Genomic DNA, 25,562 nt, shown 5'->3' on the forward strand with positions numbered 1-25,562 from the left:
GTCAGCCGTGAAGTAGGTCATCATCGCGGCGAGATGCTGGACACACCGCAGCTGCCCGACCAGCTGGACGCCGACCAGGGGCAGGCGCCCCAGCTCCCCAGCGAGCCCGCGCCGCCCACACCCGTACCGACCGAGAAGCAGGCGGACAGGCAGCGCGGCTGCCTCTTCGCGCTCTCCCAACCCCCGCTGATGATCTTCCTGGGGGTGATCGGCAGCCTGCTCCTCATGGCCGCGCTGCACGACCTGCTCCTCCTGTGAACCTGCTCCTCCTGTGAAAGGGCCGCCGCGGGCCCGCCGTCCTGAACGGTTTCAGCCCGCGGCTTCCTTGCGCCGCGCCCGATAGGCCGCGACATGCAGCCGGTTCCCGCAGGTACGGCTGTCGCAGTAGCGGCGCGAGCGGTTGCGGGACAGATCCACGAACGCGTGCCGGCAGTCCGGCGCCTCGCAGCGCCGCAGCCGCTCCTGCTCCCCGGCGACCACGAAGAACGCCAGCGCCATCCCGCAGTCGGCCGCCAGATGGGCGGCGACGGAGGCGCCGGGCGCGAAGTAGTGCATGTGCCAGTCGTAGCCGTCGTGGTCCGTGAGACGCGGCGTGGTGCCCGCCTCTGCGACCAGCTCGTTGATCACCGCCGCCGCGACGCGCAGATCACTGGCCGCGAACACCGCCGCGAACCGCTCACGCACCGTGCGCACCGCACGAAGATCGTCTTCCGTGAGCACGCCGACTTCGCTGACATCGTTCCTTCGTACGAAATCCGTCAGCGCCGTCAGACTGGCGAGCCCGTCCGCCGTCGTCTCGCCGTCCGGTGTCGTGTTCACCAGATCGACCACGGTGTCCAGCGCGCACCGGGTGTCGTGGGTGATCAGCACGATTCGCTCCCTGGCCTGGGGTAGGGCTGCTGCCCGCCGATGCCGCACGAGCCTAGTCCCTGCGGGCCTCCCGGAACGCACCTGCGCCGCCACCGTGGAAACTCCCACGGCGACGGCGCCGGTGTATGCCGTATGCGGTTGTCCCGACCGTGATGCCGTGCCGTCTCCCCGAGTGGACGGCACGGCACGCTCTCGCGCTGCTCACGCCGACTGGGTGCCGGCGAGGGCCTCCTGGATCCGCGGCGCTAGCTTTCCGCGAGGATGTGCGAGAGCTCCTGGTCGAGGTCGAAATGGCGGTGCTCCGTGCCGGGTGGCACGGCGGCGTCCGTCCGCTTGAGGAACGACTCCAGGGCCCGCGCCGGGGCTTCGAGCAGAGCCTCTCCCTCGGGTGAGCTCAGGGCGATGCAGACAACGCCCTGACCGTGGCTGCGGGACGGCCAGACTCGGACGTCTCCGGTGCCGGTCGGCCGATGGAGGCCTTCGGCGAGGAGGTCGCGGGCAAACACCCATTCGACTGTTTCCTCGGCTCCGGTGTGGAAGGTGGCGTGCACGGCATAGGGATCGGCCGTGTCATACCGCAGTCCTGCGGGAACGGGCAGGGAGGACTCGCTCGACACAACGAGGCGCAGGTGCAGCTCGCAGCTGACCGTGGTGTTCATAAGCGCCAGGGCCTTTCGCTCAGTGTGCGCTCGGGGATTCGCACGTCGGCGAAATCGACATGCCACCTACGGTGCCGTTGTAAACCCCTCTGAGTGTTTTGAGCGTCTTTAGGTAGCTCGTGTGGCCGAGTCTTTCTTATGGAGGAACGCCCATTCCGGTGACGCGAAACGGTCCGGTAGGTTTGAGTCCATGAATACGGGGAGTGACAAGGGGGCCAAGGGGCCCGAGGCGCCGGAGACGACCGAACCGAGCACCGCCGGGGCGGGTTCCGAGGGTGCGGACGCCGAGGCGAAGCCGCTGGGCTCGCGGGCTCCGGGGTTCATCCAGGCCCGCAGGACGCTGCACCTGAGCTGGCAGGTCGGGGTCTTCATCGTCGGGCTCGCGGTCGTGGTGGGCGGCGTGATCATGCTGCCGCTGCCGGGGCCCGGCTGGCTGGTGATCTTCGGCGGCATGGCGATCTGGGCGACCGAGTTCGTCTGGGCGCAGCTGGTGCTGCGCTGGACGAAGCGGAAGGTCACGGAGGCCACGCAGCGCGCGCTGGACCCGAAGGTGCGACGGCGGAACATCATCCTGACCACGATCGGAGTGGTGATCATCGCCGTGCTCGGCGGGGTCTACGTCTGGAAGTTCGGGCTCGAGATGCCGTGGAACATCAAGCAGTGACCGAGGGCGGCGCAGAGTGGTCCCAGGCACCCCCTGACATGGGGTAATGTTCTTCCTGCGCCCGGGCGATTAGCTCAGTGGGAGAGCGCTTCGTTCACACCGAAGAGGTCACTGGTTCGAACCCAGTATCGCCCACCCGGACCGAGAGCCCCGGAGACATCGAGTCTCCGGGGCTCTCGGCGTTTTTCGTGGCCGACCTGCGCCTTCGAACCGCTTCGACGTCAATCTTTGTCCGAACTGTTGACGCACCCCCCACCCGTCTCTACTTTTGCTCGGCAAGCGCTTACCTAAAACGATTCAATGCGCAGGTGGAGGGGCTGGCTGTGCCGATGAACAGGGATCTTGGTCGAAGAGGGCTGCTGAAGGCGACGGGGGCGTCGGTCGCCGCGCTCGGTCTGACGGCGGCCGGGTGCGGTGGTGACGGTGGGTCAGGAGACGCCGGGAACGCGGACGGTCCGGCGACCCTGAGGTTCGCCTGGTGGGGCGGCGAACCGCGCGCCGTGAAAATGAAGAAGGCGATCGCGCTCTTCGAGAAGAAGAATCCGAAGATCAAGATCAAGCCCGAATTCACCGATTACCAGGCATTCTGGGAGAAGTTCCAGACGCAGGCCTCGGGCGGAAATCCTCCGGATGTATTCCTCAACTCCGTTGCCTTCCTCGCCAAGTACGACAAGCGCGGAGTTCTGCTCGACCTCAAGTCCCAGGTGGACGCGGGAAATCTGAGCCTGAAGAACTTCCGGGGCGGCGTCGAGGCGGCGGGTCAGGTCGAGGGCGGCAAGCAGGTCGCGGTTCCGGTCGGCGCCAACACCATGTCGCTCGTCATCGACAAGAAGGCGTGGGCCAAGGCGGGCGTGGAGCCGAAGTTCGGCTGGACCTGGGACGAGTACTTCAAGGCGCTCCAGACCATCCAGGACAAGCTGAAGATCGCGGGCGACACCGGCTACGCCGGCGTCATGTACCTCTACGACCCGTACCTGAGGCAGAACGGAAAGGCCTTCTTCAAGGACGGCAAACTCGGCTTCACCGAGGACGATCTGACGCAGTGGTGGACCGACTACTACAAGCGCGTGAAGTCCGGGATCGTCGCCGACCCCAAGAAGATCGAGCAGGTCAAGCCCAAGTCCGGGCTCTCCGCCGGGCTCGCGGCGAGTGAGTTCGTCTGGGACAACTTCTCGGTGCGCTACGAGGGCGAGGGCGACTCCGACTACGGGCTCGCGCCGATCCCGACCTCCGACGGCAAGGGCACCGGCCAGTACCTCGGCTCGCTGATGCTGTCGATCTCCACCAAGTGCAAGGCCCAGGCGCAGGCCGCCAAGTTCATCGACTTCATGGTCCACGACCCGGAAGTCGGCGAGATCCTCGGCTACGACATGGGTGTGCTCGCGACGCAGGAGCAGTTCGACGCGTACAAGCCGGGCGCAGAGTCCGACAAGGCGGTCGCCGAGGCCAACAAGGGCATCGCCGCGTACGAGACCGAGGTCGACAAGGCCGGGGTGCTCGGCAAGATCACGCCGCACCCGTCGGGCGCGGATGTCGTCGAGGCCGCCTTCCTGCGTATCGCCGGAGACGTGGCCAACGGCAAGCAGAAGGTTCCGGCTGCGGTGCAGCAGTTCTTCAGCGAGGCCGAAGCGGCCTTCCAGGCCTGACAAGAACCCCTACGTTCCCGAAGGTTCCCGAGGGGAAAACAGCACCATGTCGCTCGTCAAGGACGCCACAGTCCTGACCGACGAGGTGAACGTTGTCCGACCCGTCGCACAGAAGCGACGGGGACGGCGCGACAACCTCGCCGGCTATCTGTTCATGTCGCCGTGGCTCGCGGGGTTCCTGCTGCTCACGGCGGGGCCGATGATCGCCTCGCTCTACTACGCGTTCACGGACTACAACCTGTTCGCGGCGCCCAAGTGGGTCGGCCTGCACAACTTCACGACCATGTTCGACGACCCGCGCTGGCAGAAGTCCGTGCAGGTCACCCTCAAGTACGTGGTCATCGGCACCCCGTTGAAGCTGCTGCTCGCCCTCGGCGTGGCCCTGCTGCTCAACCAGAGCCGCCGCGGCCAGGGCCTGTACCGGGCCGCGTTCTACGCCCCGTCGCTGATCGGGGCCAGCGTCTCGGTCGGCTTCGTATGGCGGGCGATCTTCTCCGACAACGCCGTCGTCGACAAAGGGCTCGGCTCGCTGGGCCTGAACCTCGGAGGCTGGATCGGGGACCCCGACCTCATCCTCTACTCGCTCGTCGCGCTCACCGTCTGGCAGTTCGGCGCTCCCATGGTCATCTTCCTGGCCGGGCTCAAGCAGGTGCCGCGCGAGCTGTACGAGGCCGCCGCCGTGGACGGGGCCGGGCCGCTGCGCAGGTTCTGGAGCATCACCCTGCCGATGATTTCCCCGGTGCTCTTCTTCAACGTCCTGCTGGAGTCGATCCACTCGTTCCAGATCTTCGGATCCGCGTACGTCGTCTCCAACACCTTCTGCGGACCGTCCGACGCCACCCTCGTCTACACCTGCTACCTGTACCAAAAGGGCTTCCAGCAGTCCCAGATGGGCTTCGCCGCCGCGATGGCCTGGATGCTGCTGCTCGCCGTCGCGCTCGTCACCGCCGTCCTGTTCTGGTCCCAGAAGAAGTGGGTGCACTACGAGGAGGACGTCAAGTGACCACCGTTACGCAGGAGTCGGTGCGGAGTGCCAATCCGCGGGGGCGCACCGGGTCCGTCGTCTGGCACGTCTTCGCGCTCGCCGTGCTGTGTGTCGTCCTCTACCCCGTCGTCTGGGTGATCGGCGCCGCCTTCAAGCCGGGCAAGAAGATCGTCGGCTCGCTCGACCTCTTCCCGGCCGACCCCATCCTCGACAACGTCAAGGGCCTCGCCGACGGCATCGCCGGCATCTCCATCAGCACCTTCTTCACCAACTCGCTGTTCTACGCGGGCATGGCGGTCGTCGGCGTCGTCATCTCCAGCTCGCTCACCGCGTACGCCTTCGCGAAGATCCAGTTCCGGGGCCGGAACCTGCTCTTCACGCTGATGATCGGCACCCTGCTGCTGCCGTACCACGTGCTGCTCATCCCGCAGTACGTGATGTTCCAGAAGCTCGAACTCATCAATACGTACGTGCCGCTGCTCGCGGGCAAGTTCCTCGCCACGGAGGCGTTCTTCGTCTTCCTCATGGTGCAGTTCATGCGCGGGCTGCCGCGCGAACTGGACGAGGCCGCCCGGCTGGACGGCTGCGGACACCTGCGGATCTACTGGTCGATCGTGCTGCCGCTGTGCCGGCCCGCCCTCATCACCAGCGCGATCTTCACGTTCATCAACGCCTGGAACGACTTCATGGGCCCGCTGATCTACCTCAACGAGCCCTCCAAATACACCGTCTCGCTCGGCCTGATGATGTTCCGCGACCAGCAGGGCATCTCCGACTACGGCGGTCAGATCGCCATGGCGATGATGGCGCTCATCCCGGTCATCGCCTTCTTCATGGCCTTCCAGCGCTATCTCATCGACGGCATGGCCACGTCGGGGCTCAAGTGAGGGGCGGCGCGGTGCGAGGCGGGGCGCGGCGTGCGGCGCCGGTGGCCGAGTCGCGGCGGCGGGTCGGGTTCGCCGTGTTCGCCGAGTGCCTGCTCACCGGGGTGTGGATCGCGCTCGCGTCCGTGCCGGTCGTCACCGCTCCGGCCGCCTTCGCCGCCGGGGCCCGGCACCTGCGCCGCCGGATCGGTGAACAGACGGGCGGCTGGCGGGAGGTCGTGGCCGATGTCCGCCTCGCGGCGCGGCGGGGGTGGCTCGTCGGGCTGGCCGGAGTGGGCGCCGTGGCGGCCGTCTGGGTCGATCTGCGGGTCGCGCGGTCCGGGCTCCCGGGTGGCCGACTCGCCGCCGCAGTCGGTGTGTTCGCGCTCATCGGCGGCGCCGTGGTCGTACTGCGGGCCGCCGCCGTCTGGGAGCCGGGCCGCTCCTGGCGGGCGCTGCTCGGCGACGCCGCCCGGCGTACGGCACGGACCCCCGGCGGATCCCTGCTCCTCGTGTGCGGGATCGCGCTCGTCGTCCTCAGCGCCGAGTTCCTCACGCCGCTCGCGATCCCGGTCCTCGGCGTCCTCGCCGGGGCGGCGGTCGCCGTGGAGGAGCGCGGCCGGGCCCGCTGATTCGGACCTCCCCCCACCCCCTTCGCGTACCCCCAACCCCCTTCTCGTACCGCTCGTTTGACATGCACGGAAAGGAACGACGATGTCCCCCATTCCCCGCAGGTCCCTCCTCAAGGCCGCCGCGGTCGCCGGTGCCGCCGCGCAGTTCAGCTGGGCGCTCGGCGGCAAGGACGCGCAAGCGGCGCAGGCAGCGGGCCAGGCCGCCGCACCCGCGGCGACCGGGCCCGTCACGCTCGGCTGGCTCGAGGACGGCGGGCTCGGCGCCGCCCCCGGCTCCACCGTCGGCGTGCCGTGGCCCAAGGGCGCGTACGAGAAGGGCCAGGAGTTCGCCCTCACCACCGAGGACGGCAAGCGGGTCCCCGTCCAGACCTGGCCGCTCGCCCAGTGGCCCGACGGCTCCCTGAAGTGGACCGCGCACGCCGTCGGCCCCGGCGTCGGCGCGGGCAAGCTGACACTCGCCGCCGGAACCGCCACCGCGCCCGACAAGAAGGTGAGCGTGACGACGAGCGGCGGAGCCGTCACCGTCGACACCGGCGTCGTCGTCGCCAAGCTCGGCAAGAGCGGATCGAGCCTGGTCAAGACCGTCACCCGCGGCTCCACCGAGATCGCCAAGGACGGCCGGCTCGTCCTCCTGCGCCAGGGCGAGATCGAGGACGGCGACCAGAGGGCCGCGAAGTACGAACGCTTCGAATCCGTCATCGAGGAGACGAAGGTCGAGCAGGAGGGGCCGGTCCGCGCCGTCGTCCGCGTCGACGGCAAACACCGCAAGGGGAACAGGAGTTGGCTGCCCTTCTCCATACGGTTCTACTTCTACGCGGGCGCCGAGTCCTTCCGCATGGTGCACACCATCACGTACGACGGCACCCAGGAGCCCGGCAAGGCGTCCGGCGACTTCATCCGCGGGCTCGGCGTCCGCTTCACCGTGCCGATGCGCGACAAGGCGTACGACCGGCACATCCGCATCGGCGGCGAGGGCACCGGCATGCTGCGCGAAGCCGTCCAGGGCATCACCGGTCTGCGCAGGGACCCGGGAGCCGCCGTGCAGGCCGCCCAGTTCGCGGGCGAGAAGCTGCCCGACCCGGCCACCTGGGACCAGCGCGTCACCACCCGCCTGAAGTACATCCCCGAGTGGGGCGACTACACCCTCTCCCAGCTGTCGGCGGACGGCTTCACGCTCAAGAAGCGTACGAAGAACGGCGGTTACGGCTGGATCGGGGCCGGAGGTGGCCGCCGGGCCAGCGGGTTCGGGTACGTCGGCGGGCCGAGCGGCGGACTCTCCTTCGGCCTCCGCGACTTCTGGGAGAAGCACCCGGCGGGCCTCGACATCCGGAACGCCCACACCGACGAGGCCGAGGTCACCCTGTGGCTCTGGTCCCCGGAAGCCCAGCCCATGGACCTGCGCTTCTACCACGACGGCATGGGCCAGGACACGTACGCGGAGCAGCTCGAAGGCCTCAACATCACATACGAGGACTACGAGCCCGAATTCGGCACCCCGTACGGCATCGCCCGGACCAGCGAGCTGATGTTCTGGGCGAATGACGCGACACCGAAGCCCGAGGAGCTCGCGCGGCAGGTCGCCGCCGTGCGCGTGCTGCCGCAGCTCGCCGCGCCGCCGAAGCAGCTCATCGGGGCGCGCGTACTCGGCCCCGGCCTCTACTCCGAGCCCGACCGCTCCACCCCCGCCAAGGCGAAGATCGAGGACCACCTCGACTTCCTCTTCACCTACTACAAGGACCAGGTGGAGATGCGCCGTTGGTACGGCTTCTGGGACTACGGCGATGTGATGCACTCCTACGACCCGGCACGCCACCAGTGGCGTTACGACGTGGGCGGTTACGCGTGGGACAACTCGGAGCTGTCGCCGGACATCTGGCTGTGGCTCGCCTATCTGCGCTCCGGGCGCGCCGACATCTTCCGCTTCGCCGAGGCCATGACCCGGCACACCGGCGAGGTCGACGTCTACCACCTCGGCAAATGGGCCGGACTCGGCACCCGGCACGGCGTCCAGCACTACGCCGACAGCGCCAAACAGCAGCGCATCGCCAACACCACGTACCGCCGCTACTACTACTTCCTCACCGGCGACGAACGCGTCGGTGACCTCATGCACGCCAACGTCGACTCCGACGAGACGTTCCTCGTGCTCGACCCCAACCGCAAGGTCCGCACCGACACCGACTACAAGCCCGACCCGCACGCCCTGTCCATCGGCTTCGGCACCGACTGGAGCGGCCTCGTCTCCGCCTGGCTCACCGAGTGGGAGCGGCGCGGGCCGAAGTGGGAGAAGGCCAAGGCGCGCGTCCTCTCCACCATGGAGACCATCGCCGCGCAGCCCAACGGGTTCGTGCAGGGGAGCGGGCTCTACGACCTCGACACCGGCAGGTTCGCCGTCGCCGACAAGCCCGTCGTCGGCGTCTCCCACCTGTCGGCGGTCTTCGGCCTCAACGAGCTGTGCGCCGAGCTGATCGACCAGGTCGACATGCCGAAGTTCGAGGAGGCTTACTACGACTACTGCCGCTACTTCAACGCCACCAAGGCGGAGCAGAAGGCGCGCTACGGCGCCGACTTCGGCTCGCTCATCCTCTTCCAGGGCCACTCCAGGCTCGACGCCTACGCCGCCGTACGCACCGGTGACGAGAAGCTGGCGAAGCGGGCCTGGGAGAAGTTCTACGGCTCCGACGGCTACAAGGAGTCCGCGCCCTGGAAGACCGAGAAGGTCGAAGGGCCCGTGACGCTCGTCGCGGGCACCGAGGCCAACTGGGTCTACACCAACGACACCGCCCTGTACGGACTCGCCGCCATCGAGAACCTCGCGCTGGTCGGGGACAAGATGCCCTGACCCCGGCAGACTTCGGGCATGGACTGGAACCGTTACCGCTTTCGCAGTGTGTGGCAACTGCCCGCCCCGCCGGGCGCCGTGTACGCGGTGCTCGAGCGGGCCGAGGAGTACCCGCGGTGGTGGCCCCAGGTGCGCTCGGTGACGCCGCTGGACGGAAGCGACTCCAGCGGCGTCGCCGTCTTCCGGTCCTTCCTCCCGTACGAGCTGCACGTCACGGCGCGCGAACGGCGGCGCGACCCGGCCGCCGGGGTGCTGGAGGTCGCGATGACCGGGGACCTGGAGGGCTGGGCGCGATGGACGCTGCACGCGCGCGTGGGCGGCGGGACGCGGGCCGTGTACGACCAGGAGGTCGAGGTGAGCAAGCCGCTGATGCGGCGCTTCGCGGTGCCGGGCCGGCCGGTGTTCCTCGCCAACCACGCGTGGATGATGCGCGGCGGGCGGCGGGGGTTGACCGCGCGCCTGCGGCCGGCCTGAGGGCGACCGGTGGCGACCGCACGCGACCGGTTTGAACAGTGGGCGCCGCGACCTGTATTGTTCAACGCGTTCCCGGGCGATTAGCTCAGTGGGAGAGCGCTTCGTTCACACCGAAGAGGTCACTGGTTCGAACCCAGTATCGCCCACCCGGAGAATGACCGGTCCGCCGTGCAGGCGGGCCGGTTTTTCGTTTCTGCCTTCGGGGCCCCGACGGGGGAACGATCAGGCTGCCGCCGGGAGTTCCGGGCGCAGCGGCCACGCCGGGTCCACCGTCTCCGGGTTGCCGGTGCGGGCGAACCAGGCCTGCAGACCGCGGGCCTGCGCCGCGTGCCAGACCGCCTGCAGCGTGTGCAGCTCGGCGGGGGAGAGGCGCTCCAGGCGGGACGCGAAACGGCGGCCCAGCGCCCGCACCAGGTCCAGCGACGCCTGCGCGTCCGCCGCCGCGTCGTGCGCGCCCGCCAGCTCCACCTCGTACTGCTCGCACAGATCCGTCAGCGTGCGGCGGCCCTTGCGGTAGCGGTCCAGGTGCTTGTCCAGGACGCGCGGGTCGACCACGCACAGGGACGACGTCTCCAGGTAGCGGCTGAGCGAGGAGGCCCGGTGCCGCTTCAACTCCCGGTCCAGGAGCGTCAGATCGAACGGCGCGTTCATGACGACGAGCGGGCGGCCCGCCGCGGCCTGCTCGGCGAGCGCCCGGCCGACCTCCTCCATCACCGGCGCCGGCCAGCGTCCGTTGCACTGCAGATGCTCGTCGGTCAGGCCGTGCACCTCGGTCGCGCCGGGCGGCACCGGCACCCCGGGATTCACCAGCCAGCGCGACACCCGCGGCCGCGTCCCCGCGGCGTCCTGCACCACGATCGCGGCGGACACGATGCGATCGCTCTCCACGTCCACGCCCGTGGTCTCCGTGTCGAAGGCAGCCAAAGGCCCCTCGTACCAGCACGTCATGATTTCTCAACTCCTGCGTCCCGCGCGGCAGATGACATCCCGTCGACATGCTGTCCCTGCCCCAAGCGGTGATACCCGCGCTGTTTGCGTCGTACCCAAAGGGGTCACAACAGAGGTACGAGTCATGGCAGTTCAGCGGGGGTGCCATCGGCGCGAACCCGCATTCCCGGAAGGCCAGTTGGACCATGGCGCTCGCGCGGCCCGAACGAGGCGGGCTGCTGCCCGAGCGGATCGCACCGCCGCGCGGCACTCTCGCCACCACCGCCTGCATGGAGACCTTGCAGGTCGGCTATCTGCACGCGGTGGCCGCCGCCGCGGGATGCTCGCTCTCGCAGCCCTTCCCCGACAACGGCATCGACTGGCATGTCAGCCACAGCTCGCCGGGGCACGCGGTCGACGACGAGGTCACCATCAAAGTGCAGCTCAAGGCCACGTACCAGGTCGCGCCGAACCCTCCGGGGCCGTCCTTCGCGTTCACGCTCGACAACGCGCACCTGGAGAAGCTGGCCCGCACCCCGGTCTCGGTGCACAAGATCCTCGTCGTGATGCTCGTGCCGCGCTCCCAGGACGACTGGCTGCGCGCCAGCCATGATCGCCTCGACCTGAGGCACTGCTGCTACTGGACCAACCTCGCCGGGCAGCAGGTCACGGGCCGGCGCAGGACCACCGTGCGCGTCCCCACGGCGCGGATCTTCGACGACCGCGCGCTCTGCGAAATCATGACCAGGGTGGGCGCGGGTGGACGGCCCTGACCGTTCAACAGGGCCGGGGCGGAAGGGAGTTACGTGATGCAGCAGCACCGTCCGATCGACGAGCCCCTGCGTCCTCTCGGAGTCGGCCGCGGTCACCCCGTGGATGTCGTCGGGCCCGAGCCGGGGCAGGTCGACCCCGCCGTACTCAACGCCCTCCTCGACCGGCACGGCTGGCGGCGGCGCGGCGGGGCCGCCGGGCGGTACGCGCGCTGGACGCCGCCGGGCGCCGGGGCGCGGACCAGCCTGCTCGTGCCGGAGAGCCGGGCCTTCCCGGACAGCGAGGAGCTGCTCGGGGAGGCGCTCGTCGCGCTGGAGCGCAGCGGCACACCGTCCGCGCGCGAGGTGCTGGTCTCGCTCGCCGTGCCCAGCGACGAGATCCGCTGGACGCGCGACGTGCCGGCCGGGCCCGCGGGCGCCTCGTCCTGGACCGCCGAGGAACAACTGCGGGGCGCGGCGCGGCAGATGCTGCTCGCGGGCGCCCTCGCCGCGCGTGGCCGCGCCGGGTACTACGGGGCCAGGCACCGGCGGCCCGCTACCGCGGCCCTGGAGAACGTACTGGTGCAGACGGCGTCCGGCGGGCGCCGTCTCACCGCGTTCGTGCCCGTCGCCACGGGGCGCTCGCTCGCCGTGCGGCTGCACCAGGCGTTGTACGCGGCACGCGAGGCCGTCGACTACCGGCGGGCCACCGGCGGCATGGACGCCTTCGACGGCGCGATCGAGGCGGGCGTCAGCCATGAACTGACCGAGGCGCTCGTCGCGTTGGTGCGCGGCACCGAGGGCGCCCGCGTCGGCGTGGCCTGGGCGCCCGCCGCCGGAGTGCCGGGGGAGTGCACGGACGGCGACGCCCCCGTCGAGTTCTCACCCGGCGACCTCGACGTGCTGCGCGAGGCCGGGGCCCGCTACCAGTACGCCGAACCCGCCGTCTCCGTCCGCGTCACCGGCACCGTCGTGCGGATGCGCAGGGCCGGGCCGCGCGGCGCGGGCACGGTGCGGCTGCGCGTGATCGCGGGCGTCGAGGTGCCGCACGTACGGATGACGCTCGACGAGGAGGCGTACCGGATCGCCGGGCACGCGCACCTGGTGGGCCTGCCGATCCGCGTGCACGGGCGCCTGGAGAGCCGGGGCGGATTCCGTCGCCTCACCGGCGCGACCGGCGTCGTACCCGTGCAGGTGGAGGAGGCGGAGCGGGACCGGCTCATGAAGTCGCTGCAGGAGAACCTGGACTTCTTCGAGGAGGCGTGCGCGGGGGACGACTAGCTTCGAGGAGGACTAGCCCTTCAGGGGGCGGTGCGCGTACAGGTCTCTGAGCAGGGCGATCTCCGCGCAGTGGTGGATCGTCTCGCGGTTGATGTGCAGCACGAGCGTCGCCATCCGTTCCTTCTCGTACGGGCCCTCGGCCGGGCCGCACGGACGCGCGAGCGCCTCCTCGTCCATGCCGCGGACCCCCGCGATCCACCGCGCGTACGCGGCGTCCAGACGGTCCAGGGCCTCGGCGGCCGTGCCGGGATAGTCGTACGTCATGTAGTCCACCGGCTCCGCCCCGAAGTGCGACGCGTTCCGCATGCCGAGCACGCCCACCAGGATGTGGCCGAGGCGCCACGCGATCGTCGTGACCGGGGCCGGGACCGGCTCCGGGAACGCGAAGTCGATCGTGAAATCGCCGGAGCCGCCCTGGACGGGGGCGGTCCCGGTGCCGCGCGGGTGCAGGGTCCAGCAGTCCGCCACGGGCTCCCAGAAGTACTCGTCGTCGGTCAGCCCCGCGAGGCGGTCGCGGAGCTGATTGCGCCAGTGCCAGTCGAGCTGGTCGGCGAGGAGCGTGTTCCAGTCGAGTGTCATACGTCTCACGCTAGAGCCCGGCACTGACAGTCGCCCGGCCGCCGGGCCGCCGCCCCGGTTAACCGTTTCGCGAGCGGCCTCGGTGACTCGGTACGATCGTTGCTGCGCGCGTCACAGGTAATGGCGCGGCGTTCCATCTTCAGGTAGGAGAAGACCGGTGTCTGACGTCCGTGTGACCATCCAACGCGATTCCGAGCGGGAAGAGCGCGTGGTGACGACGGGCACTACGGCCGCCGAGCTCTTCCCCGGCGAGCGCACCATCGTGGCCGCGCGTGTGGCCGGTGAGCTGAAGGACCTCGCGTACGAGCTCGCCGACGGCGAGACCGTCGAGCCCGTCGAGATCTCCTCCGAGGACGGACTGAACATCCTGCGGCACTCGACCGCGCACGTCATGGCGCAGGCCGTGCAGGAGCTGTTCCCGGAGGCCAAGCTCGGCATCGGCCCGCCCATCAAGGACGGCTTCTACTACGACTTCGACGTCAAGGAGCCGTTCACCCCCGAGGACATCAAGCGCATCGAGAAGAAGATGCAGGAGATCCAGAAGCGGGGGCAGCGCTTCTCGCGCCGTGTCACCACGGACGACGACGCGCGCGTGGAGCTCGCCGACGAGCCGTACAAGCTGGAGCTCATCGGCCTGAAGGGCAGCGCCGCGCAGGCCGCCGACGGCGCGGACGCCGAGGTGGGCAGCGGCGAGCTGACCATCTACGACAACCTCGACGCCAAGACCGGCGAGCTGTGCTGGAAGGACCTCTGCCGAGGCCCGCACCTGCCGACCACCCGCGTCATCCCCGCGTTCAAGCTGATGCGCTCGGCCGCCGCCTACTGGCGCGGCAGCGAGAAGAACCCGCAGCTCCAGCGCATCTACGGCACCGCGTGGCCGTCGAAGGACGAGCTGAAGGCGTACCTGGAGTTCCTCGCCGAGGCAGAGAAGCGCGACCACAGGAAGCTCGGCGCCGAGCTGGACCTGTTCTCCTTCCCGGACGAGCTGGGCCCGGGCCTCGCGGTCTTCCACCCGAAGGGTGGCGTGATCCGCAAGGTCATGGAGGACTACTCGCGGCGCCGCCACGAGGCATCCGGCTACGAGTTCGTGAACACCCCGCACATCTCGAAGGAGCACCTCTTCGAGACCTCGGGTCACCTGCCGCACTACGCGGAGGGCATGTTCCCGCCCATCCAGTTCGACGAGCAGAACTATCGCCTCAAGGCGATGAACTGCCCGATGCACAACCTGATCTTCAAGTCCCGGGGCCGTTCCTACCGTGAACTGCCGCTGCGGCTCTTCGAGTTCGGCACGGTGTACCGGTACGAGAAGTCGGGCGTGGTGCACGGCCTTACCCGGTCCAGGGGCTTCACGCAGGACGACTCGCACATCTACTGCACCAAGGAGCAGATGGCGGAGGAGCTCGACAAGCTCCTCACCTTCGTCCTCGACCTGCTGCGCGACTACGGCCTGACCGAGTTCGAGCTGGAGCTGTCGACCCGCGACGACTCCGACAAGTTCATCGGCACGGACGAGGACTGGGCCGAGGCCACCGAGGCGCTGCGCTCCGCCGCCGAGAAGCAGGGCCTGCCGCTCGTGCCCGACCCGGGCGGCGCCGCGTACTACGGCCCGAAGATCTCCGTGCAGGCCAAGGACGCGATCGGGCGGTCGTGGCAGATGTCGACCCTTCAGGTCGACTTCAACCAGCCGAAGCGGTTCGGCCTGGAGTACACGGCCGCGGACGGCTCGCGTCAGCAGCCGGTCATGCTGCACCGCGCCCTGTTCGGCTCGATCGAGCGGTTCTTCGGTGTGCTCCTTGAGCACTACGCGGGTGCGTTCCCGGCGTGGCTCGCTCCGGTGCAGGCCGTCGGCATCCCGATCGGCGACGGGCACGTGGCGTACCTGGAGGAGTTCGCCGAGAAGGCGCGCGCCCAGGGGCTGCGGGTCGAGGTCGACAAGTCCTCGGACCGGATGCAGAAGAAGATCCGCAACCAGCAGAAGGCCAAGGTGCCCTTCATGGTCATCGCGGGTGACGAGGACATGAACGCCGGTTCGGTGTCCTTCCGTTACCGCGACGGCTCGCAGGAGAACGGCATCCCGGTCGACGAGGCCATCGCGAAGATCGCGAAGGTCGTGGAGGAGCGGGCGCAGGTCTGATCCGCTCAGTCCGTACGGTGTGAGGCCTCCGGGGAGTCCCCCGGGGGCCTCTCGCCTTCCCGCTCCCCTTCGCGCGCGAACACCTGCAACAGCCACGACGAGAACGACCCCGTGACCGCGCCCAGCAGCGCCAGGCCGCACGCCATCACCCCCACCGCCACGACCCGGCCCAGCGGGGTCACCGGGGCCAGGTCGCCGTAGCCCACGGTCGACAGCGTCGTGCAGGTGAACCACACCGCGTCGCCGTAGCTGCGGATGTCCGCGCCGGGCGCCCCGTGCTCCTGCTGGTACAGCGCCAGCGACCCCGCGAAGCCGAGCAGCGTCACCGAGAGGCCCGCGTACGCGATCACGCGCGCGTGCAGCGCGAGCCGCGGCTCGTTTCGACGTTTCTGCACCGCTTCGTAGGCCTGCACGATCCGTACGGGGCGCAGCAGCGGCAGGAGCAGCACCAGCGTGTCCAGCCAGTGCTTGCGGACGAAGCGGGGCCAGCGCTGTCCGCTCAGGTGGTGGCGCACCACGTAGTCCACGCCGAACACCGCCCACGCGGCGAGCGTGAGCGCCAGGCACAGGTCCCGTACGGCGCCCGGCAGGCCGTGGCCGAGGACCCGGACCGCGTACCCGGCGAGGTAGACGAGGGACGCCACCGCGAGGACGACGCCGTTGTGCCGCTCCCAGCGGGCGAGTGGGGTGTCGGTCATCCCGACAGCATCGCCCGCGCCGACCTGGGGCGGTACCCGGCGACACGCCTCCTTGAGGTGACGCCATATGCTGCATTGCATGACGAGTGAGCCGGAGCAGCAGGTCGGTCCAGTGGGTGAGCCGGACGGGTTCGGGCGTCTGTGGACCCCGCACCGCATCGCGTACATCCAGGGCGAGGGCAAACCGAGCGGCCCCGGAGCCGACGACGGCTGTCCCTTCTGCGCGGCTCCCGGCAAGTCCGACGAGGACGCGCTGATCGTGGCGCGCGGCGAGCACGTCTTCACGATCCTCAACCTGTACCCGTACAACGGCGGGCACATGATGGTGCTGCCCTACCGGCACGTCGCCGACTACACCGATCTCGACCTGAACGAGACGGCCGAGCTCGCCGACTTCACCAAGCGCGCCATGACCGCGCTGCGCTCGGCCTCGGGTGCGCACGGCTTCAACATCGGCATGAACCAGGGCGCGGTGGCCGGTGCGGGCATCGCGGCCCATCTGCACCAGCACATCGTTCCGCGCTGGGGTGGCGACACGAACTTCATGCCGGTCGTCGGCCACACCAAGGTGCTGCCGCAGATGCTCGCCGACACGCGCACCGCCGTGGCGAAGGCCTGGCCGACCGACTGAGCGTCGCCGGGGGAGCGGGGCCCGCGCGGTACGGGGGCCGTGGCACGGGGGCCGCGGTACGGGGGCCGCGGTGCGGGTCCTGGGTCCCGCCTACGCGTCGTACGCGCCCGCTACGCGTCGTACGAGTCCGCCTTGCCGGGTGTCGGGTCCTGGACCGCGCCGCTGAGGAAGCCCGAGCGGGCGCCGAACTTCTCGGTGTTCACGTCGTGTTCGTCGAGCACCTTGATGGCCGCCGCGTGCACCACGCGCAGTACCGGCGTCGCCGTGCGCAGCGCGTCGTCGGCCATGAAGCGGTGCCGCCAGGGCTGGTCGGCCCAGGCGTGCCGCAGGCCGAAGGGCTCGGGCAGCACCAGCTTGCCGCCCATGTGGTCGAGGAGCGGCGGGTACCAGGTGAAGGGGGCGCGGACCGCGATCCGGACGGCCTCGTCCGAGGTGACCAGAGGGAGCGTCTTCTGGGTGGTCTCCCAGAACCGTATGGACTTGGAGATCTCCTTCTTCTTCGGCTCCGGCTTCGAGGTGAACAGCGAGTGCACCGGGCCGAGCGCGTGCCCGGTCACTTCTATGCGCAGCGTCTGGTGCAGCACCGTCACCGTGATCAGCATCGTGATCACCAACTGGCCGTCCCAGAGCGTGAACTGGACGCCCAGGTAGTGGCGGCTGCCGCCGCCGAACTGCTGCTCGTTGCAGATCCGCTCTATCTCGTGCGGCCTCGTCTCGAACGCTTCGACGTTCACGCCCGAGGGGCGGGTCACGCTCTTCGCGTTCTCACCGATCGGCGAGACGATCCAGTGCTTGACCGAAGGCGTGGGGAAGCCGCCCGTGTGGATGGGCTTGCGCTCCAGGAGGCGCAGCTGGTCGTGGATCGCCCGTATGACGTCCCAGCTGCGGAACGGGTGGATGTCCTTGTCGGGGTCCTTCGGCAGCAGGTCCTCGGCCAGCTGCCATCCGCCCCAGCGTGTGCCCATGCCGAGGATGCCCTTGGGGCCCGCGTAGAACACGGAGTTCGACTGCTGCTCGGCCGACAACTTGGCGAGGTTCTGGCGCAGTTGCTCCGCGGCGGTCTCCCCGGGGCTGCCGGGGACGGCCTCCGGGATCTTCGCGCCGATCCCGCCGCCGGCGAGCAGCCCGCCCCACCGGTCCCGCAGGTCGTGCGCGGTGCGCTCGCAGATCCGCCGCGCCCAGAAGCCGCCGACCACGGGTGCCACGAACGCGGCCCGCAGGTACCAGGCCCAGCCGCCCGCGAGCGGCATCCGGACGAGGGCGATCACGACGACCACGAACAGGATGGCCATCACCGCCATGGTCAGGGCGGCCCGGCCGCGCGCCTCGCGCTCCTTCTTCTTGGCCTCGTTCTTCTCCTTGGCGCCCTTGCTCGCGGCTTCCTTGGTCTCCTTCTCGGCGGCCTCCACCCGGTGGGTGTCCCTGCGGCGGATCTCGAAGGCGGTCACCCAGAGCAGGAATCCGGGCAGGAACAGGAAGCCGAACACCACCGTCACGAGCGTGAGCAGGCTGTCGCGCTGGCGGCGGATCCGGTTGGCCGCGAGGCAGTGCTCCACGACGACCTGCGGTTCGGTGCCGAACGACTGGATGAGCGGTTTACGGGCACCGCCGAGCATGCGCAGTTGCACGGCCCGCGAGAAGGCCTCGCCCAGATTCGGGGCGAGCAGCGACCATCTCCCCTTCTTCACCTCGGACTTGTGCCACTCGTTGTTGGCGTCCTCGATCTTCGAGGCCGGATCGTCCCGGTACGCGGCCGAGGCGATGGCGAAGGTCGCGGCGGTCTGGCCCGCCGATCCCTGCAGCGGGATCTGCGCGCCCGGCCGGAAGTCGAAGATTCCGTCGGCCGAAGCCGGCTTGATCGTGTCCGCCACTGCCACCCCCATCACCGCACGCCGTCGCTGCGGCTTTTCCCGACTTCCCGGCCCCGCACACCTGTTGGACGCGCTGTCGGCCCGATCCGGCTGATCATCGACCAGCGTAGCGGCCACCACCGACACCGGCCCCGAGGAACGGAAAGCCGGTGGTCGGTGCGGGAGCCGGGCGCGTGGTTCCGGTCCGCTGAGCCGGAGTTCGGGCTACGGGGCGTCCTGGGCCTGTTCGCGGATCCGTTCGCTCAGCTGGGCCGGCATCGGCTCGTGCCGGGCGTACCCGCGGCTGAAGCGCGCGGTGCCGTGCGAGAGGGAGCGCAGGTCGACCGCGTACCGGCCGATCTCGATCTCCGGCACCTCGGCCCGCACCAAGGTCCGTCCGCCCGGCGCCTGTTCGGTGCCGACGACGCGGCCGCGCCGCCCGGACAGATCGCTCATCACGGTGCCGACGTAGTCGTCACCGACGAGGACCTCGACCTCGGCGACCGGCTCCAGGAGATGGATCCGTACGTCGGACGCCGCCTCGCGCAGCGCGAGCGCGCCCGCCGTCTGGAACGCCGCGTCGGACGAGTCCACCGAGTGCGCCTTGCCGTCGAGGAGCGTCACCCGCACGTCGATCAGCGGATATCCGGCCGCGACGCCCTTCGCCGCCTGGGCCCGCACGCCCTTCTCCACGGACGGGATGAACTGCCGGGGCACCGCGCCGCCGACGACCTTGTCCACGAACTCGATGCCCGAGCCGCCGGGCAGCGGCTCCACCTCGATCTCGCAGATCGCGTACTGGCCGTGGCCGCCGGACTGCTTCACGTGCCGGCCGCGCCCCGCCGACTTGTTCGCGAACGTCTCCCGAAGGGAGACCTTGTGGGGGATGACGTCGACCTGCACCCCGTACCGGCTGCGCAGCCGTTCCAGGGCGACGTCGGCGTGTGCCTCGCCCAGGCACCACAGCACCAACTGGTGCGTGTCCTGGTTCTGTTCGAGGCGCATCGTCGGGTCCTCGGCGACAAGGCGTGACAGGCCCTGTGACAGCTTGTCCTCGTCGGCCTTGCTGTGCGCCTGGATGGCCAGCGGGAGCAGCGGGTCGGGCATCTCCCACGGCGACATCATCAGCGGCTCTTCGCGCGCCGAGAGCGTGTCCCCGGTCTCCGCGCGGCTCAGTTTCGCGACGCAGGCCAGGTCGCCCGCGATGCAGTGCGTCAGCGTGCGCTGCTGCTTGCCGAAGGGTGCCGAGAGCGCGCCGACCCGCTCGTCCGCCTCATGGAGGGCGCGGGTCTCGTGCCCGTGGTCGGTGAGCCCGTGGCCCGACACGTGCACCGTCTCGTCGGGGCGCAGGGTGCCGGAGAAGACGCGGACGAGCGAGACCCGCCCTACGTAGGGGTCGGACGCGGTCTTCACGACCTCCGCCACCAGCGGCCCTTCGGGGTCGCAGGCGTGGATGTCGAGCTCTTTGCCGTCGCGTTTGTGCACGCCGGGGGTGGCGCGCTCCAGGGGAGTGGGGAAGCCGCCTGTGATGAGTTCGAGGAGTTCGACGGTGCCGATGCCCTGCCGGGCGCCCTCCGCGGCCGGGGCCGCCGCGAGGACCGGGTGGAAGACGCCGCGTGCGACGGCCCGCTCCAGGTCGTCGACGAGCGTCTTGACGTCGATGTCCGCGCCGCCCAGGTAGCGGTCCATGAGGGTCTCGTCCTCGCTCTCCGCGATGATCCCCTCGATGAGACGATTCCGCGCCTCCTCGATCAGCGAGGCCTGTTCCTCGCCCGGTTCGGACTCCTTGCGTTCGCCCGACGCGTAGTCGAAGAGGCGCTGCGAGAGCAGTCCGATCAGGCCGGTCACGGGCGCGTGCCCGTCCGGGGCGGGCTCGCCGCGCAGCGGCAGGTACAGCGGGAGCACGGCGTCGGGGTCGTCGCCGCCGAAGATCTCCGCGCAGGTCCGCGTCATGTCCTCGAAGTCGGCGCGGGCCGCCTCCAGGTGCGTGATCACGATGGCGCGCGGCATGCCGACGGCCGCGCACTCCTCCCACACCATGCGGGTCGCGCCGGCCATCGTCTCGGGGCCGTCGGCCGCCGAGACCACGAAAAGGGCCGCGTCCGCGGCTCGCAGACCGGCCCTCAACTCCCCGACGAAATCCGCGTAGCCGGGGGTGTCCAGAATATTGATCTTGAATCCGTCCCACTCCAGCGGGACGAGCGAGAGCTGGACCGAGCGCTGCTGGCGGTGCTCGATCTCGTCGTAGTCGGAGACGGATGTGCCGTCCTCGACCCGGCCCGCCCTGTTCACCGCCCCCGCGGTCAGCGCGAGGGCCTCCACCAGGGTCGTCTTGCCCGATCCGCTGTGGCCGACCAGCACCACATTCCGTACGGACGCGGGATGGTCGGCCGTCGCTGCCCTGCCGGCGGCTCCGGGGTGTCCGTTGGTCTTGTCGCCCATGCCTTGCCTCCCGGTTGCTTGCTGCTCGGTGAGGTCCTAGGTCGTCATCGGCCTTGTGGGGGTCGTATGAGGCCTGTGGGCGCGGACACGCGAATCCGCGTGCGGAGGCGGCTTCGGCGACGCCCGCGGTGTCTTCGAGCTTTCCACTCGGGTCACTGTGCGTCCATACGTCGTACGGGATCGCACGCCCACGCGTGCGGCCCGTCCACGGTTCGCACGTGTGCGTGGCTACGATGGGCCAGCCGGTGGCCAGAGGGGCCGCGCGGCCACCGACCCCTCGGGAAGGCCATGCTGAACAAGTACGCGCGTGCATTCTTTACGCGTGTCCTCACACCGTTCGCCGCGTTTCTCATCCGCCGCGGAGTCAGCCCCGACGCGGTCACGCTCCTGGGCACCGCCGGAGTCGTGGCCGGTGCGCTGGTCTTCTATCCGCGCGGCGAGTTCTTCTGGGGAACCGTCGTCATCACGCTGTTCGTCTTCTCGGACCTCGTCGACGGAAACATGGCGCGCCAGCTCGGCCGCTCCAGCCGCTGGGGCGCCTTCCTGGACTCCACGCTCGACCGGGTCGCGGACAGCGCGATCTTCGGTGGCCTGGCGCTCTGGTACGCGGGCGGGGGCGACGACAGCGTCCTGTGCGCCGTGTCGATCTTCTGCCTCGCCAGCGGCCAGGTCGTGTCCTACACGAAGGCGCGCGGCGAGGCGATCGGCCTGCCCGTCGCCGTGAACGGGCTCGTCGAGCGCGCCGAGCGGCTCGTCATCTCGCTCGTCGCCGCGGGCTTCGCCGGGCTGCACAAGTTCGGCGTGCCCGGCATCCAGTACCTGCTGCCCGTCGCCCTGTGGATCGTCGCCGTGGGCAGCCTCGTCACGCTGATCCAGCGCGTGGTGACGGTGCGCCGGGAGTCCGCCGAGGCCGACGCGGCGGCGGCCGCCCAGGAGGGGGCCGGCTCGTGAGCGGGGCACAGGAGCGGGTGACGGACGCGCTGTACGGGCTCGGCTGGGCGACCGTCAAGAAGCTTCCCGAGCCGGTGGCGAACCGCCTCGGCCGCACGATCGCCGACACCGTCTGGAAGAAGCGCGGCAAGGGTGTGCTGCGCCTCGAGGCCAACCTCGCGCGCGTGGTGCCCGACGCCACGCCACAGCGGCTGCAAGAGCTCTCCCAGAAGGGCATGCGCTCGTACCTGCGCTACTGGATGGAGTCCTTCCGGCTCCCCGCGTGGAGCAAGGAGCGCATCAAGGAGGGCTTCTCGGTCAAGGACGTCCACTACCTCACCGAGGGCCTGGACTCCGGCAGGGGCGTCGTCCTCGCGCTGCCCCACATGGGCAATTACGACCTCGCGGGCGCCTGGGTCACCACCAAGCTGGACACTCCGTTCACGACCGTCGCGGAGCGGCTCAAGCCGGAGACCCTGTACGACCGGTTCGTCGCCTACAGGGAGGGCCTCGGCATGGAGGTGCTGCCCCACACGGGCGGTTCCGCCTTCGGGACGCTCGCCCGGCGGCTGCGCTCCGGCGGGCTCGTCTGTCTGGTCGCCGACCGGGATCTGTCGTCCTCCGGTGTGGAGGTCAAGTTCTTCGGCGAGACGACGCGGATGCCCGCGGGGCCCGCGATGCTCGCGCAGCAGACCGGCGCGTTGCTTCTGCCGGTGACCCTCTGGTACGACGACTCACCCATAATGCGCGGACGCGTCCATCCGCCCGTCGATGTGCCGGAGACAGGTACTCGGGCCGAGAAGACGTCTGTCATGACGCAGGCGCTGGCCGATGCCTTCGCCACGGGGATCGCGGACCATCCGGAGGACTGGCACATGCTGCAGCGCTTGTGGCTCGCCGACCTCGAGAGTTTCGAAGAGAGGCCGGCGTGAGGATCGGAATCGTCTGCCCGTACTCCTGGGACGTGCCGGGCGGCGTCCAGTTCCACATCCGCGATCTGGCGGAGCACCTCATCGCCCTGGGGCACGAGGTGTCCGTCCTCGCTCCCGCGGACGACGAGACCCCGCTGCCGCCGTACGTCGTGTCGGCGGGGCGCGCGGTTCCCGTGCCGTACAACGGCTCGGTGGCGCGCCTCAACTTCGGCTTTCTGAGCGCGGCGCGGGTACGCCGATGGCTGCACGACGGCACGTTCGACGTGATCCACATCCACGAACCGGCTTCGCCCTCGCTCGGCCTCCTGACGTGCTGGGCGGCGCAGGGCCCCATCGTCGCGACCTTCCACACGTCGAACCCCCGCTCGCGCGCCATGATCGCGGCGTATCCGATCCTCCAGCCCGCCCTGGAGAAGATCAGCGCGCGCATCGCGGTGAGCGAGTACGCGCGCCGTACGCTGGTCGAGCACTTGGGCGGCGACGCGGTCGTCATCCCGAACGGCGTCGACGTCGACTTCTTCGCGCGGGCCGAGCCCAAGGCCGAGTGGCAGGGGGACACGATCGGCTTCATCGGCCGCATCGACGAGCCCCGCAAGGGCCTGCCGGTGCTCATGAAGGCGCTCCCGAAGATCCTCGCGGAGCGCCCGCAGACGCGTCTCCTGGTCGCCGGGCGCGGCGACGAGGACGAGGCGGTCGCCTCACTCCCGAAGGAGATGCGCGACCGCGTCGAATTCCTCGGCATGGTGAGCGACGAGGACAAGGCGCGCCTTCTGGCGAGCGTCGATGTCTACGTAGCGCCCAACACCGGAGGCGAGAGTTTCGGCATCATCCTGGTGGAGGCCATGTCGGCGGGCGCCCCGGTCCTCGCCTCCGACCTGGACGCCTTCGCCCAGGTCCTCGACCAGGGCGCGGCCGGTGAACTCTTCACCAATGAGGACGCCGACACCCTCGCCGTCGCCGCCCTGCGCCTCCTGGGCGACCCGGAGCGCCGCGCCGAACTACGCGCGCGTGGCAGCAAGCACGTCCGCCGCTTCGACTGGTCCACGGTCGGCGCGGACATCCTCTCGGTCTACGAGACGGTGGCCCAGGGCGCGGCGGCGGTGGCGGCGGACGAGCGCACGGGGCTGCGGGCGCGCTGGGGCCTGGCGAGGGACTGAGGCCTCGCGTCCTGGCGTGGAGCGTCCCGGTAGCCTTGCCGCCCGTGACCGTCACCCTCATCTGGATCGCCGTAGCCCTCTTCGCGATCGGGCTCTACCTGAGCTGGACCGCGGGCCGGCTCGACCGCCTGCACGCCCGTATCGACGCTGCCCGCGCCGCCCTCGACGCCCAACTCCTGCGCCGCGCCTCGGTCGCCCAGGAACTGGCCACGTCCGGCGTCCTCGACCCCGCCGCGTCGATCGTCCTGTACGAGGCCGCGCACGCCGCGCGGCAGGCCGAGGAGGAGCAGCGCGAGGTCGCGGAGAGCGAGCTCAGCCAGTCGCTCAGGGCGGTCTTCAACGAGCCCGACCAGGTCGAGGTGGTCCGCGAGGCCCCCGGCGGCGACGAGGCGTCGGAGGAGCTAGCGCAGGCGGTCCGCCGCGTCCCCATGGCCCGCCGCTTCCACAACGACGCCGTACGCGCCGCCCGCGCGCTGCGCCGCCACCGCAAGGTCCGCTGGTTCCGGCTCGCCGGGCACGCCCCGTTCCCGCTGGCCTTCGAGATGGACGACGAACCGCCGACGGCGCTGGCCGACCGCGCCACCAACTAGATCCCAGGCCAATGGGATCCCAGGCCAAAAGGATCCACCGGCTACCCATTGGCCCTTGTAGTGGCCTGTTCCCCAGAGGTTTCCTCGGTGCTGCAAAAGCCTTCTTCACCGAGTGAGGTCACCCGTGTCCACTTCCGAAACCCCCGCCACCGGTACCGCCCGCGTCAAGCGCGGCATGGCCGAGCAGCTCAAGGGCGGCGTCATCATGGACGTCGTCACGCCCGAGCAGGCGAAGATCGCCGAGGACGCGGGCGCCGTCGCGGTGATGGCCCTGGAGCGGGTCCCGGCCGACATCCGCAAGGACGGCGGCGTGGCCCGGATGTCCGACCCGGACATGATCGAGGGCATCATCGGCGCCGTCTCGATCCCGGTGATGGCCAAGTCCCGCATCGGCCACTTCGTCGAGGCCCAGGTGCTGCAGTCGCTCGGCGTCGACTACATCGACGAGTCTGAGGTGCTCACCCCGGCCGACGAGGTCAACCACAGCGACAAGTTCGCCTTCACGACCCCGTTCGTCTGCGGCGCCACCAACCTGGGCGAGGCCCTGCGCCGCATAGCCGAGGGCGCCGCGATGATCCGCTCCAAGGGCGAGGCAGGCACCGGCAACGTCGTCGAGGCCGTCCGCCACATGCGCCAGATCAAGAACGAGATCGCCCGCCTGCGCGGCTTCGACAACAACGAGCTGTACGCCGCCGCCAAGGACCTGCGCGCCCCGTACGAGCTGGTCAAGGAGGTCGCCGAGCTCGGCAAGCTGCCGGTCGTACTGTTCTCCGCCGGTGGCGTCGCCACCCCCGCCGACGCCGCGCTGATGCGCCAGCTCGGCGCCGAGGGCGTCTTCGTCGGCTCCGGCATCTTCAAGTCCGGCGACCCCGCCAAGCGCGCCGCCGCGATCGTGAAGGCCACCACGTTCTACGACGACCCGAAGATCGTCGCCGAGGCCTCCCGCAACCTCGGCGAGGCCATGGTCGGCATCAACTGCGACACCCTCCCCGAGGGCGAGCGCTACGCGAACCGGGGCTGGTAA

At 70.0% G+C, this 25,562-nt stretch carries 24 protein-coding genes and 2 tRNA genes; 19 read left to right on the plus strand and 7 right to left on the minus strand.

From position 1 onward, the window contains the following. The first annotated feature begins 33 nt into the window (after nt 1-33). Nucleotides 34-258, plus strand: a complete 225-nt coding sequence (locus RBJ65_RS33940; RefSeq protein WP_306320588.1) for a hypothetical protein — start codon at nt 34-36, stop codon at nt 256-258. 51 nt (nt 259-309) lie between these two features. On the opposite strand, the gene RBJ65_RS33945 is transcribed toward RBJ65_RS33940, so the two are convergent. Both RBJ65_RS33945 and RBJ65_RS33950 read right to left on the minus strand, forming a co-directional pair. Continuing rightward, the gene (locus RBJ65_RS33945; RefSeq protein WP_306320589.1) at nt 310-870 is read right to left on the minus strand and encodes a CGNR zinc finger domain-containing protein; all 561 of its coding nucleotides are present in this window, start codon (nt 868-870) and stop codon (nt 310-312) included. Between the two features lie 245 nt (nt 871-1,115). After that, entirely contained in the window at nt 1,116-1,529 is a 414-nt protein-coding gene (locus RBJ65_RS33950; protein ID WP_004002642.1) for an SsgA family sporulation/cell division regulator, read from the minus strand. Between the two features lie 190 nt (nt 1,530-1,719). Here RBJ65_RS33950 and RBJ65_RS33955 point away from each other — a divergent pair, with 190 nt between their 5' ends. The 9 genes from RBJ65_RS33955 to RBJ65_RS33995 all read left to right on the plus strand — a co-directional run bounded on the left by RBJ65_RS33955 (nt 1,720) and on the right by RBJ65_RS33995 (nt 9,781). Next, nucleotides 1,720-2,193 carry a TIGR02611 family protein gene (locus RBJ65_RS33955; protein WP_306320590.1) on the plus strand — a complete coding sequence of 158 codons (474 nt, stop codon included), beginning with the start codon at nt 1,720-1,722 and terminating at the stop codon, nt 2,191-2,193. A gap of 63 nt (nt 2,194-2,256) precedes the next feature. Next, nucleotides 2,257-2,328: transfer RNA gene (locus tag RBJ65_RS33960), tRNA-Val, on the plus strand. Nucleotides 2,329-2,522: 194 nt separating this feature from the next. Beyond that, on the plus strand, nt 2,523-3,839 hold the full coding sequence (locus RBJ65_RS33965) for an ABC transporter substrate-binding protein (protein WP_306320591.1): 1,317 nt from the start codon (nt 2,523-2,525) through the stop codon (nt 3,837-3,839). Nucleotides 3,840-3,885: 46 nt separating this feature from the next. Then, nucleotides 3,886-4,842, plus strand: a complete 957-nt coding sequence (locus RBJ65_RS33970) for a carbohydrate ABC transporter permease (RefSeq protein WP_306320592.1) — start codon at nt 3,886-3,888, stop codon at nt 4,840-4,842. Next, on the plus strand, nt 4,839-5,711 hold the full coding sequence (locus RBJ65_RS33975; protein ID WP_306320593.1) for a carbohydrate ABC transporter permease: 873 nt from the start codon (nt 4,839-4,841) through the stop codon (nt 5,709-5,711). The genes RBJ65_RS33970 and RBJ65_RS33975 overlap by 4 nt, the downstream gene beginning before the upstream one ends. 11 nt (nt 5,712-5,722) lie before the next feature. Beyond that, on the plus strand, nt 5,723-6,319 hold the full coding sequence (locus RBJ65_RS33980; protein WP_306320594.1) for a hypothetical protein: 597 nt from the start codon (nt 5,723-5,725) through the stop codon (nt 6,317-6,319). A gap of 82 nt (nt 6,320-6,401) precedes the next feature. Beyond that, nucleotides 6,402-9,161: a Tat pathway signal sequence domain protein gene (locus tag RBJ65_RS33985; RefSeq protein ID WP_306320595.1), complete on the plus strand. Its 2,760-nt coding sequence runs from the start codon at nt 6,402-6,404 to the stop codon at nt 9,159-9,161. An 18-nt stretch (nt 9,162-9,179) separates the two neighbouring features. Continuing rightward, nucleotides 9,180-9,635, plus strand: a complete 456-nt coding sequence (locus RBJ65_RS33990; RefSeq protein WP_306320596.1) for an SRPBCC family protein — start codon at nt 9,180-9,182, stop codon at nt 9,633-9,635. Nucleotides 9,636-9,709: 74 nt separating this feature from the next. Continuing rightward, nucleotides 9,710-9,781 (plus strand) — tRNA-Val (locus RBJ65_RS33995). A gap of 76 nt (nt 9,782-9,857) precedes the next feature. Here the strand turns inward: RBJ65_RS33995 and RBJ65_RS34000 are convergent. Next, the gene (locus tag RBJ65_RS34000; protein ID WP_306320597.1) at nt 9,858-10,583 is read right to left on the minus strand and encodes a 3'-5' exonuclease; all 726 of its coding nucleotides are present in this window, start codon (nt 10,581-10,583) and stop codon (nt 9,858-9,860) included. 185 nt (nt 10,584-10,768) lie between these two features. Between RBJ65_RS34000 and RBJ65_RS34005 the strand changes: the two genes are divergently transcribed. After that, a complete protein-coding gene (locus RBJ65_RS34005; RefSeq protein WP_306320598.1) occupies nt 10,769-11,335 on the plus strand; it encodes a DUF4365 domain-containing protein in 567 nt (188 codons plus the stop codon). Between the two features lie 36 nt (nt 11,336-11,371). Beyond that, nucleotides 11,372-12,592 (plus strand): hypothetical protein, encoded by a 1,221-nt coding sequence (locus tag RBJ65_RS34010; protein ID WP_306320599.1) that lies wholly within the window; start codon nt 11,372-11,374, stop codon nt 12,590-12,592. 12 nt (nt 12,593-12,604) lie between these two features. Here RBJ65_RS34010 and RBJ65_RS34015 read toward each other — a convergent pair whose 3' ends face one another. Further along, on the minus strand, nt 12,605-13,171 hold the full coding sequence (locus tag RBJ65_RS34015) for a DinB family protein (RefSeq protein WP_306320600.1): 567 nt from the start codon (nt 13,169-13,171) through the stop codon (nt 12,605-12,607). A gap of 157 nt (nt 13,172-13,328) precedes the next feature. Between RBJ65_RS34015 and thrS the strand changes: the two genes are divergently transcribed. Continuing rightward, nucleotides 13,329-15,308: a threonine--tRNA ligase gene (gene thrS / locus RBJ65_RS34020; protein ID WP_306320601.1), complete on the plus strand. Its 1,980-nt coding sequence runs from the start codon at nt 13,329-13,331 to the stop codon at nt 15,306-15,308. A gap of 5 nt (nt 15,309-15,313) precedes the next feature. Here thrS and RBJ65_RS34025 read toward each other — a convergent pair whose 3' ends face one another. Further along, the gene (locus RBJ65_RS34025) at nt 15,314-16,006 is read right to left on the minus strand and encodes a potassium channel family protein (protein ID WP_306320602.1); all 693 of its coding nucleotides are present in this window, start codon (nt 16,004-16,006) and stop codon (nt 15,314-15,316) included. Nucleotides 16,007-16,073: 67 nt separating this feature from the next. On the opposite strand from RBJ65_RS34025, the gene RBJ65_RS34030 reads away from it, so the two are divergent. Then, nucleotides 16,074-16,637: an HIT domain-containing protein gene (locus tag RBJ65_RS34030; protein WP_306320603.1), complete on the plus strand. Its 564-nt coding sequence runs from the start codon at nt 16,074-16,076 to the stop codon at nt 16,635-16,637. A gap of 110 nt (nt 16,638-16,747) precedes the next feature. Here the strand turns inward: RBJ65_RS34030 and RBJ65_RS34035 are convergent, their stop codons facing one another. Both RBJ65_RS34035 and RBJ65_RS34040 read right to left on the minus strand, forming a co-directional pair. Further along, complete coding sequence (locus RBJ65_RS34035) at nt 16,748-18,520, minus strand: hypothetical protein (RefSeq protein ID WP_306320604.1); 1,773 nt, start codon at nt 18,518-18,520, stop codon at nt 16,748-16,750. Nucleotides 18,521-18,712: 192 nt separating this feature from the next. After that, nucleotides 18,713-20,929: an elongation factor G-like protein EF-G2 gene (locus RBJ65_RS34040; RefSeq protein WP_306320605.1), complete on the minus strand. Its 2,217-nt coding sequence runs from the start codon at nt 20,927-20,929 to the stop codon at nt 18,713-18,715. A gap of 288 nt (nt 20,930-21,217) precedes the next feature. Here RBJ65_RS34040 and pgsA point away from each other — a divergent pair, with 288 nt between their 5' ends. The 5 genes from pgsA to pdxS all read left to right on the plus strand — a co-directional run bounded on the left by pgsA (nt 21,218) and on the right by pdxS (nt 25,562). Beyond that, nucleotides 21,218-21,880, plus strand: coding sequence for a phosphatidylinositol phosphate synthase (pgsA, locus tag RBJ65_RS34045; protein WP_306320606.1), 663 nt, complete (start codon nt 21,218-21,220; stop codon nt 21,878-21,880). Continuing rightward, the gene (locus tag RBJ65_RS34050) at nt 21,877-22,791 is read left to right on the plus strand and encodes a phosphatidylinositol mannoside acyltransferase (RefSeq protein ID WP_306320607.1); all 915 of its coding nucleotides are present in this window, start codon (nt 21,877-21,879) and stop codon (nt 22,789-22,791) included. Before pgsA ends, RBJ65_RS34050 begins: the two co-directional genes overlap by 4 nt. Further along, the gene (locus tag RBJ65_RS34055; RefSeq protein WP_306320608.1) at nt 22,788-23,948 is read left to right on the plus strand and encodes a glycosyltransferase family 4 protein; all 1,161 of its coding nucleotides are present in this window, start codon (nt 22,788-22,790) and stop codon (nt 23,946-23,948) included. The genes RBJ65_RS34050 and RBJ65_RS34055 overlap by 4 nt, the downstream gene beginning before the upstream one ends. A 44-nt stretch (nt 23,949-23,992) precedes the next feature. After that, the gene (locus tag RBJ65_RS34060) at nt 23,993-24,538 is read left to right on the plus strand and encodes a hypothetical protein (protein WP_306320609.1); all 546 of its coding nucleotides are present in this window, start codon (nt 23,993-23,995) and stop codon (nt 24,536-24,538) included. 124 nt (nt 24,539-24,662) lie between these two features. Then, nucleotides 24,663-25,562 (plus strand): pyridoxal 5'-phosphate synthase lyase subunit PdxS, encoded by a 900-nt coding sequence (gene pdxS / locus RBJ65_RS34065; protein ID WP_306320610.1) that lies wholly within the window; start codon nt 24,663-24,665, stop codon nt 25,560-25,562.

Source organism: Streptomyces sp. KL109B (genome assembly GCF_030766935.1).
GTDB lineage: Bacteria > Actinomycetota > Actinomycetes > Streptomycetales > Streptomycetaceae > Streptomyces.

Bases quoted from the DNA above. Each gene is read 5' to 3' on its own strand.
- RBJ65_RS34035 (WP_306320604.1), bottom strand. From the start codon at position 18,520: ATGGGGGTGGCAGTGGCGGACACGATCAAGCCGGCTTCGGCCGACGGA.
- RBJ65_RS34010 (WP_306320599.1), top strand. From the start codon at position 11,372: ATGCAGCAGCACCGTCCGATCGACGAGCCCCTGCGTCCTCTCGGAGTC.
- RBJ65_RS34015 (WP_306320600.1), bottom strand. From the start codon at position 13,171: ATGACACTCGACTGGAACACGCTCCTCGCCGACCAGCTCGACTGGCAC.
- pgsA (WP_306320606.1), top strand. From the start codon at position 21,218: ATGCTGAACAAGTACGCGCGTGCATTCTTTACGCGTGTCCTCACACCG.
- RBJ65_RS34040 (WP_306320605.1), bottom strand. From the start codon at position 20,929: ATGGGCGACAAGACCAACGGACACCCCGGAGCCGCCGGCAGGGCAGCG.
- RBJ65_RS34030 (WP_306320603.1), top strand. From the start codon at position 16,074: ATGCTGCATTGCATGACGAGTGAGCCGGAGCAGCAGGTCGGTCCAGTG.
- RBJ65_RS34000 (WP_306320597.1), bottom strand. From the start codon at position 10,583: ATGACGTGCTGGTACGAGGGGCCTTTGGCTGCCTTCGACACGGAGACC.
- RBJ65_RS33970 (WP_306320592.1), top strand. From the start codon at position 3,886: ATGTCGCTCGTCAAGGACGCCACAGTCCTGACCGACGAGGTGAACGTT.
- RBJ65_RS34005 (WP_306320598.1), top strand. From the start codon at position 10,769: ATGGCGCTCGCGCGGCCCGAACGAGGCGGGCTGCTGCCCGAGCGGATC.
- RBJ65_RS33955 (WP_306320590.1), top strand. From the start codon at position 1,720: ATGAATACGGGGAGTGACAAGGGGGCCAAGGGGCCCGAGGCGCCGGAG.
- RBJ65_RS33940 (WP_306320588.1), top strand. From the start codon at position 34: ATGCTGGACACACCGCAGCTGCCCGACCAGCTGGACGCCGACCAGGGG.
- RBJ65_RS33965 (WP_306320591.1), top strand. From the start codon at position 2,523: ATGAACAGGGATCTTGGTCGAAGAGGGCTGCTGAAGGCGACGGGGGCG.
- RBJ65_RS33990 (WP_306320596.1), top strand. From the start codon at position 9,180: ATGGACTGGAACCGTTACCGCTTTCGCAGTGTGTGGCAACTGCCCGCC.
- RBJ65_RS34025 (WP_306320602.1), bottom strand. From the start codon at position 16,006: ATGACCGACACCCCACTCGCCCGCTGGGAGCGGCACAACGGCGTCGTC.
- RBJ65_RS33950 (WP_004002642.1), bottom strand. From the start codon at position 1,529: ATGAACACCACGGTCAGCTGCGAGCTGCACCTGCGCCTCGTTGTGTCG.
- RBJ65_RS33985 (WP_306320595.1), top strand. From the start codon at position 6,402: ATGTCCCCCATTCCCCGCAGGTCCCTCCTCAAGGCCGCCGCGGTCGCC.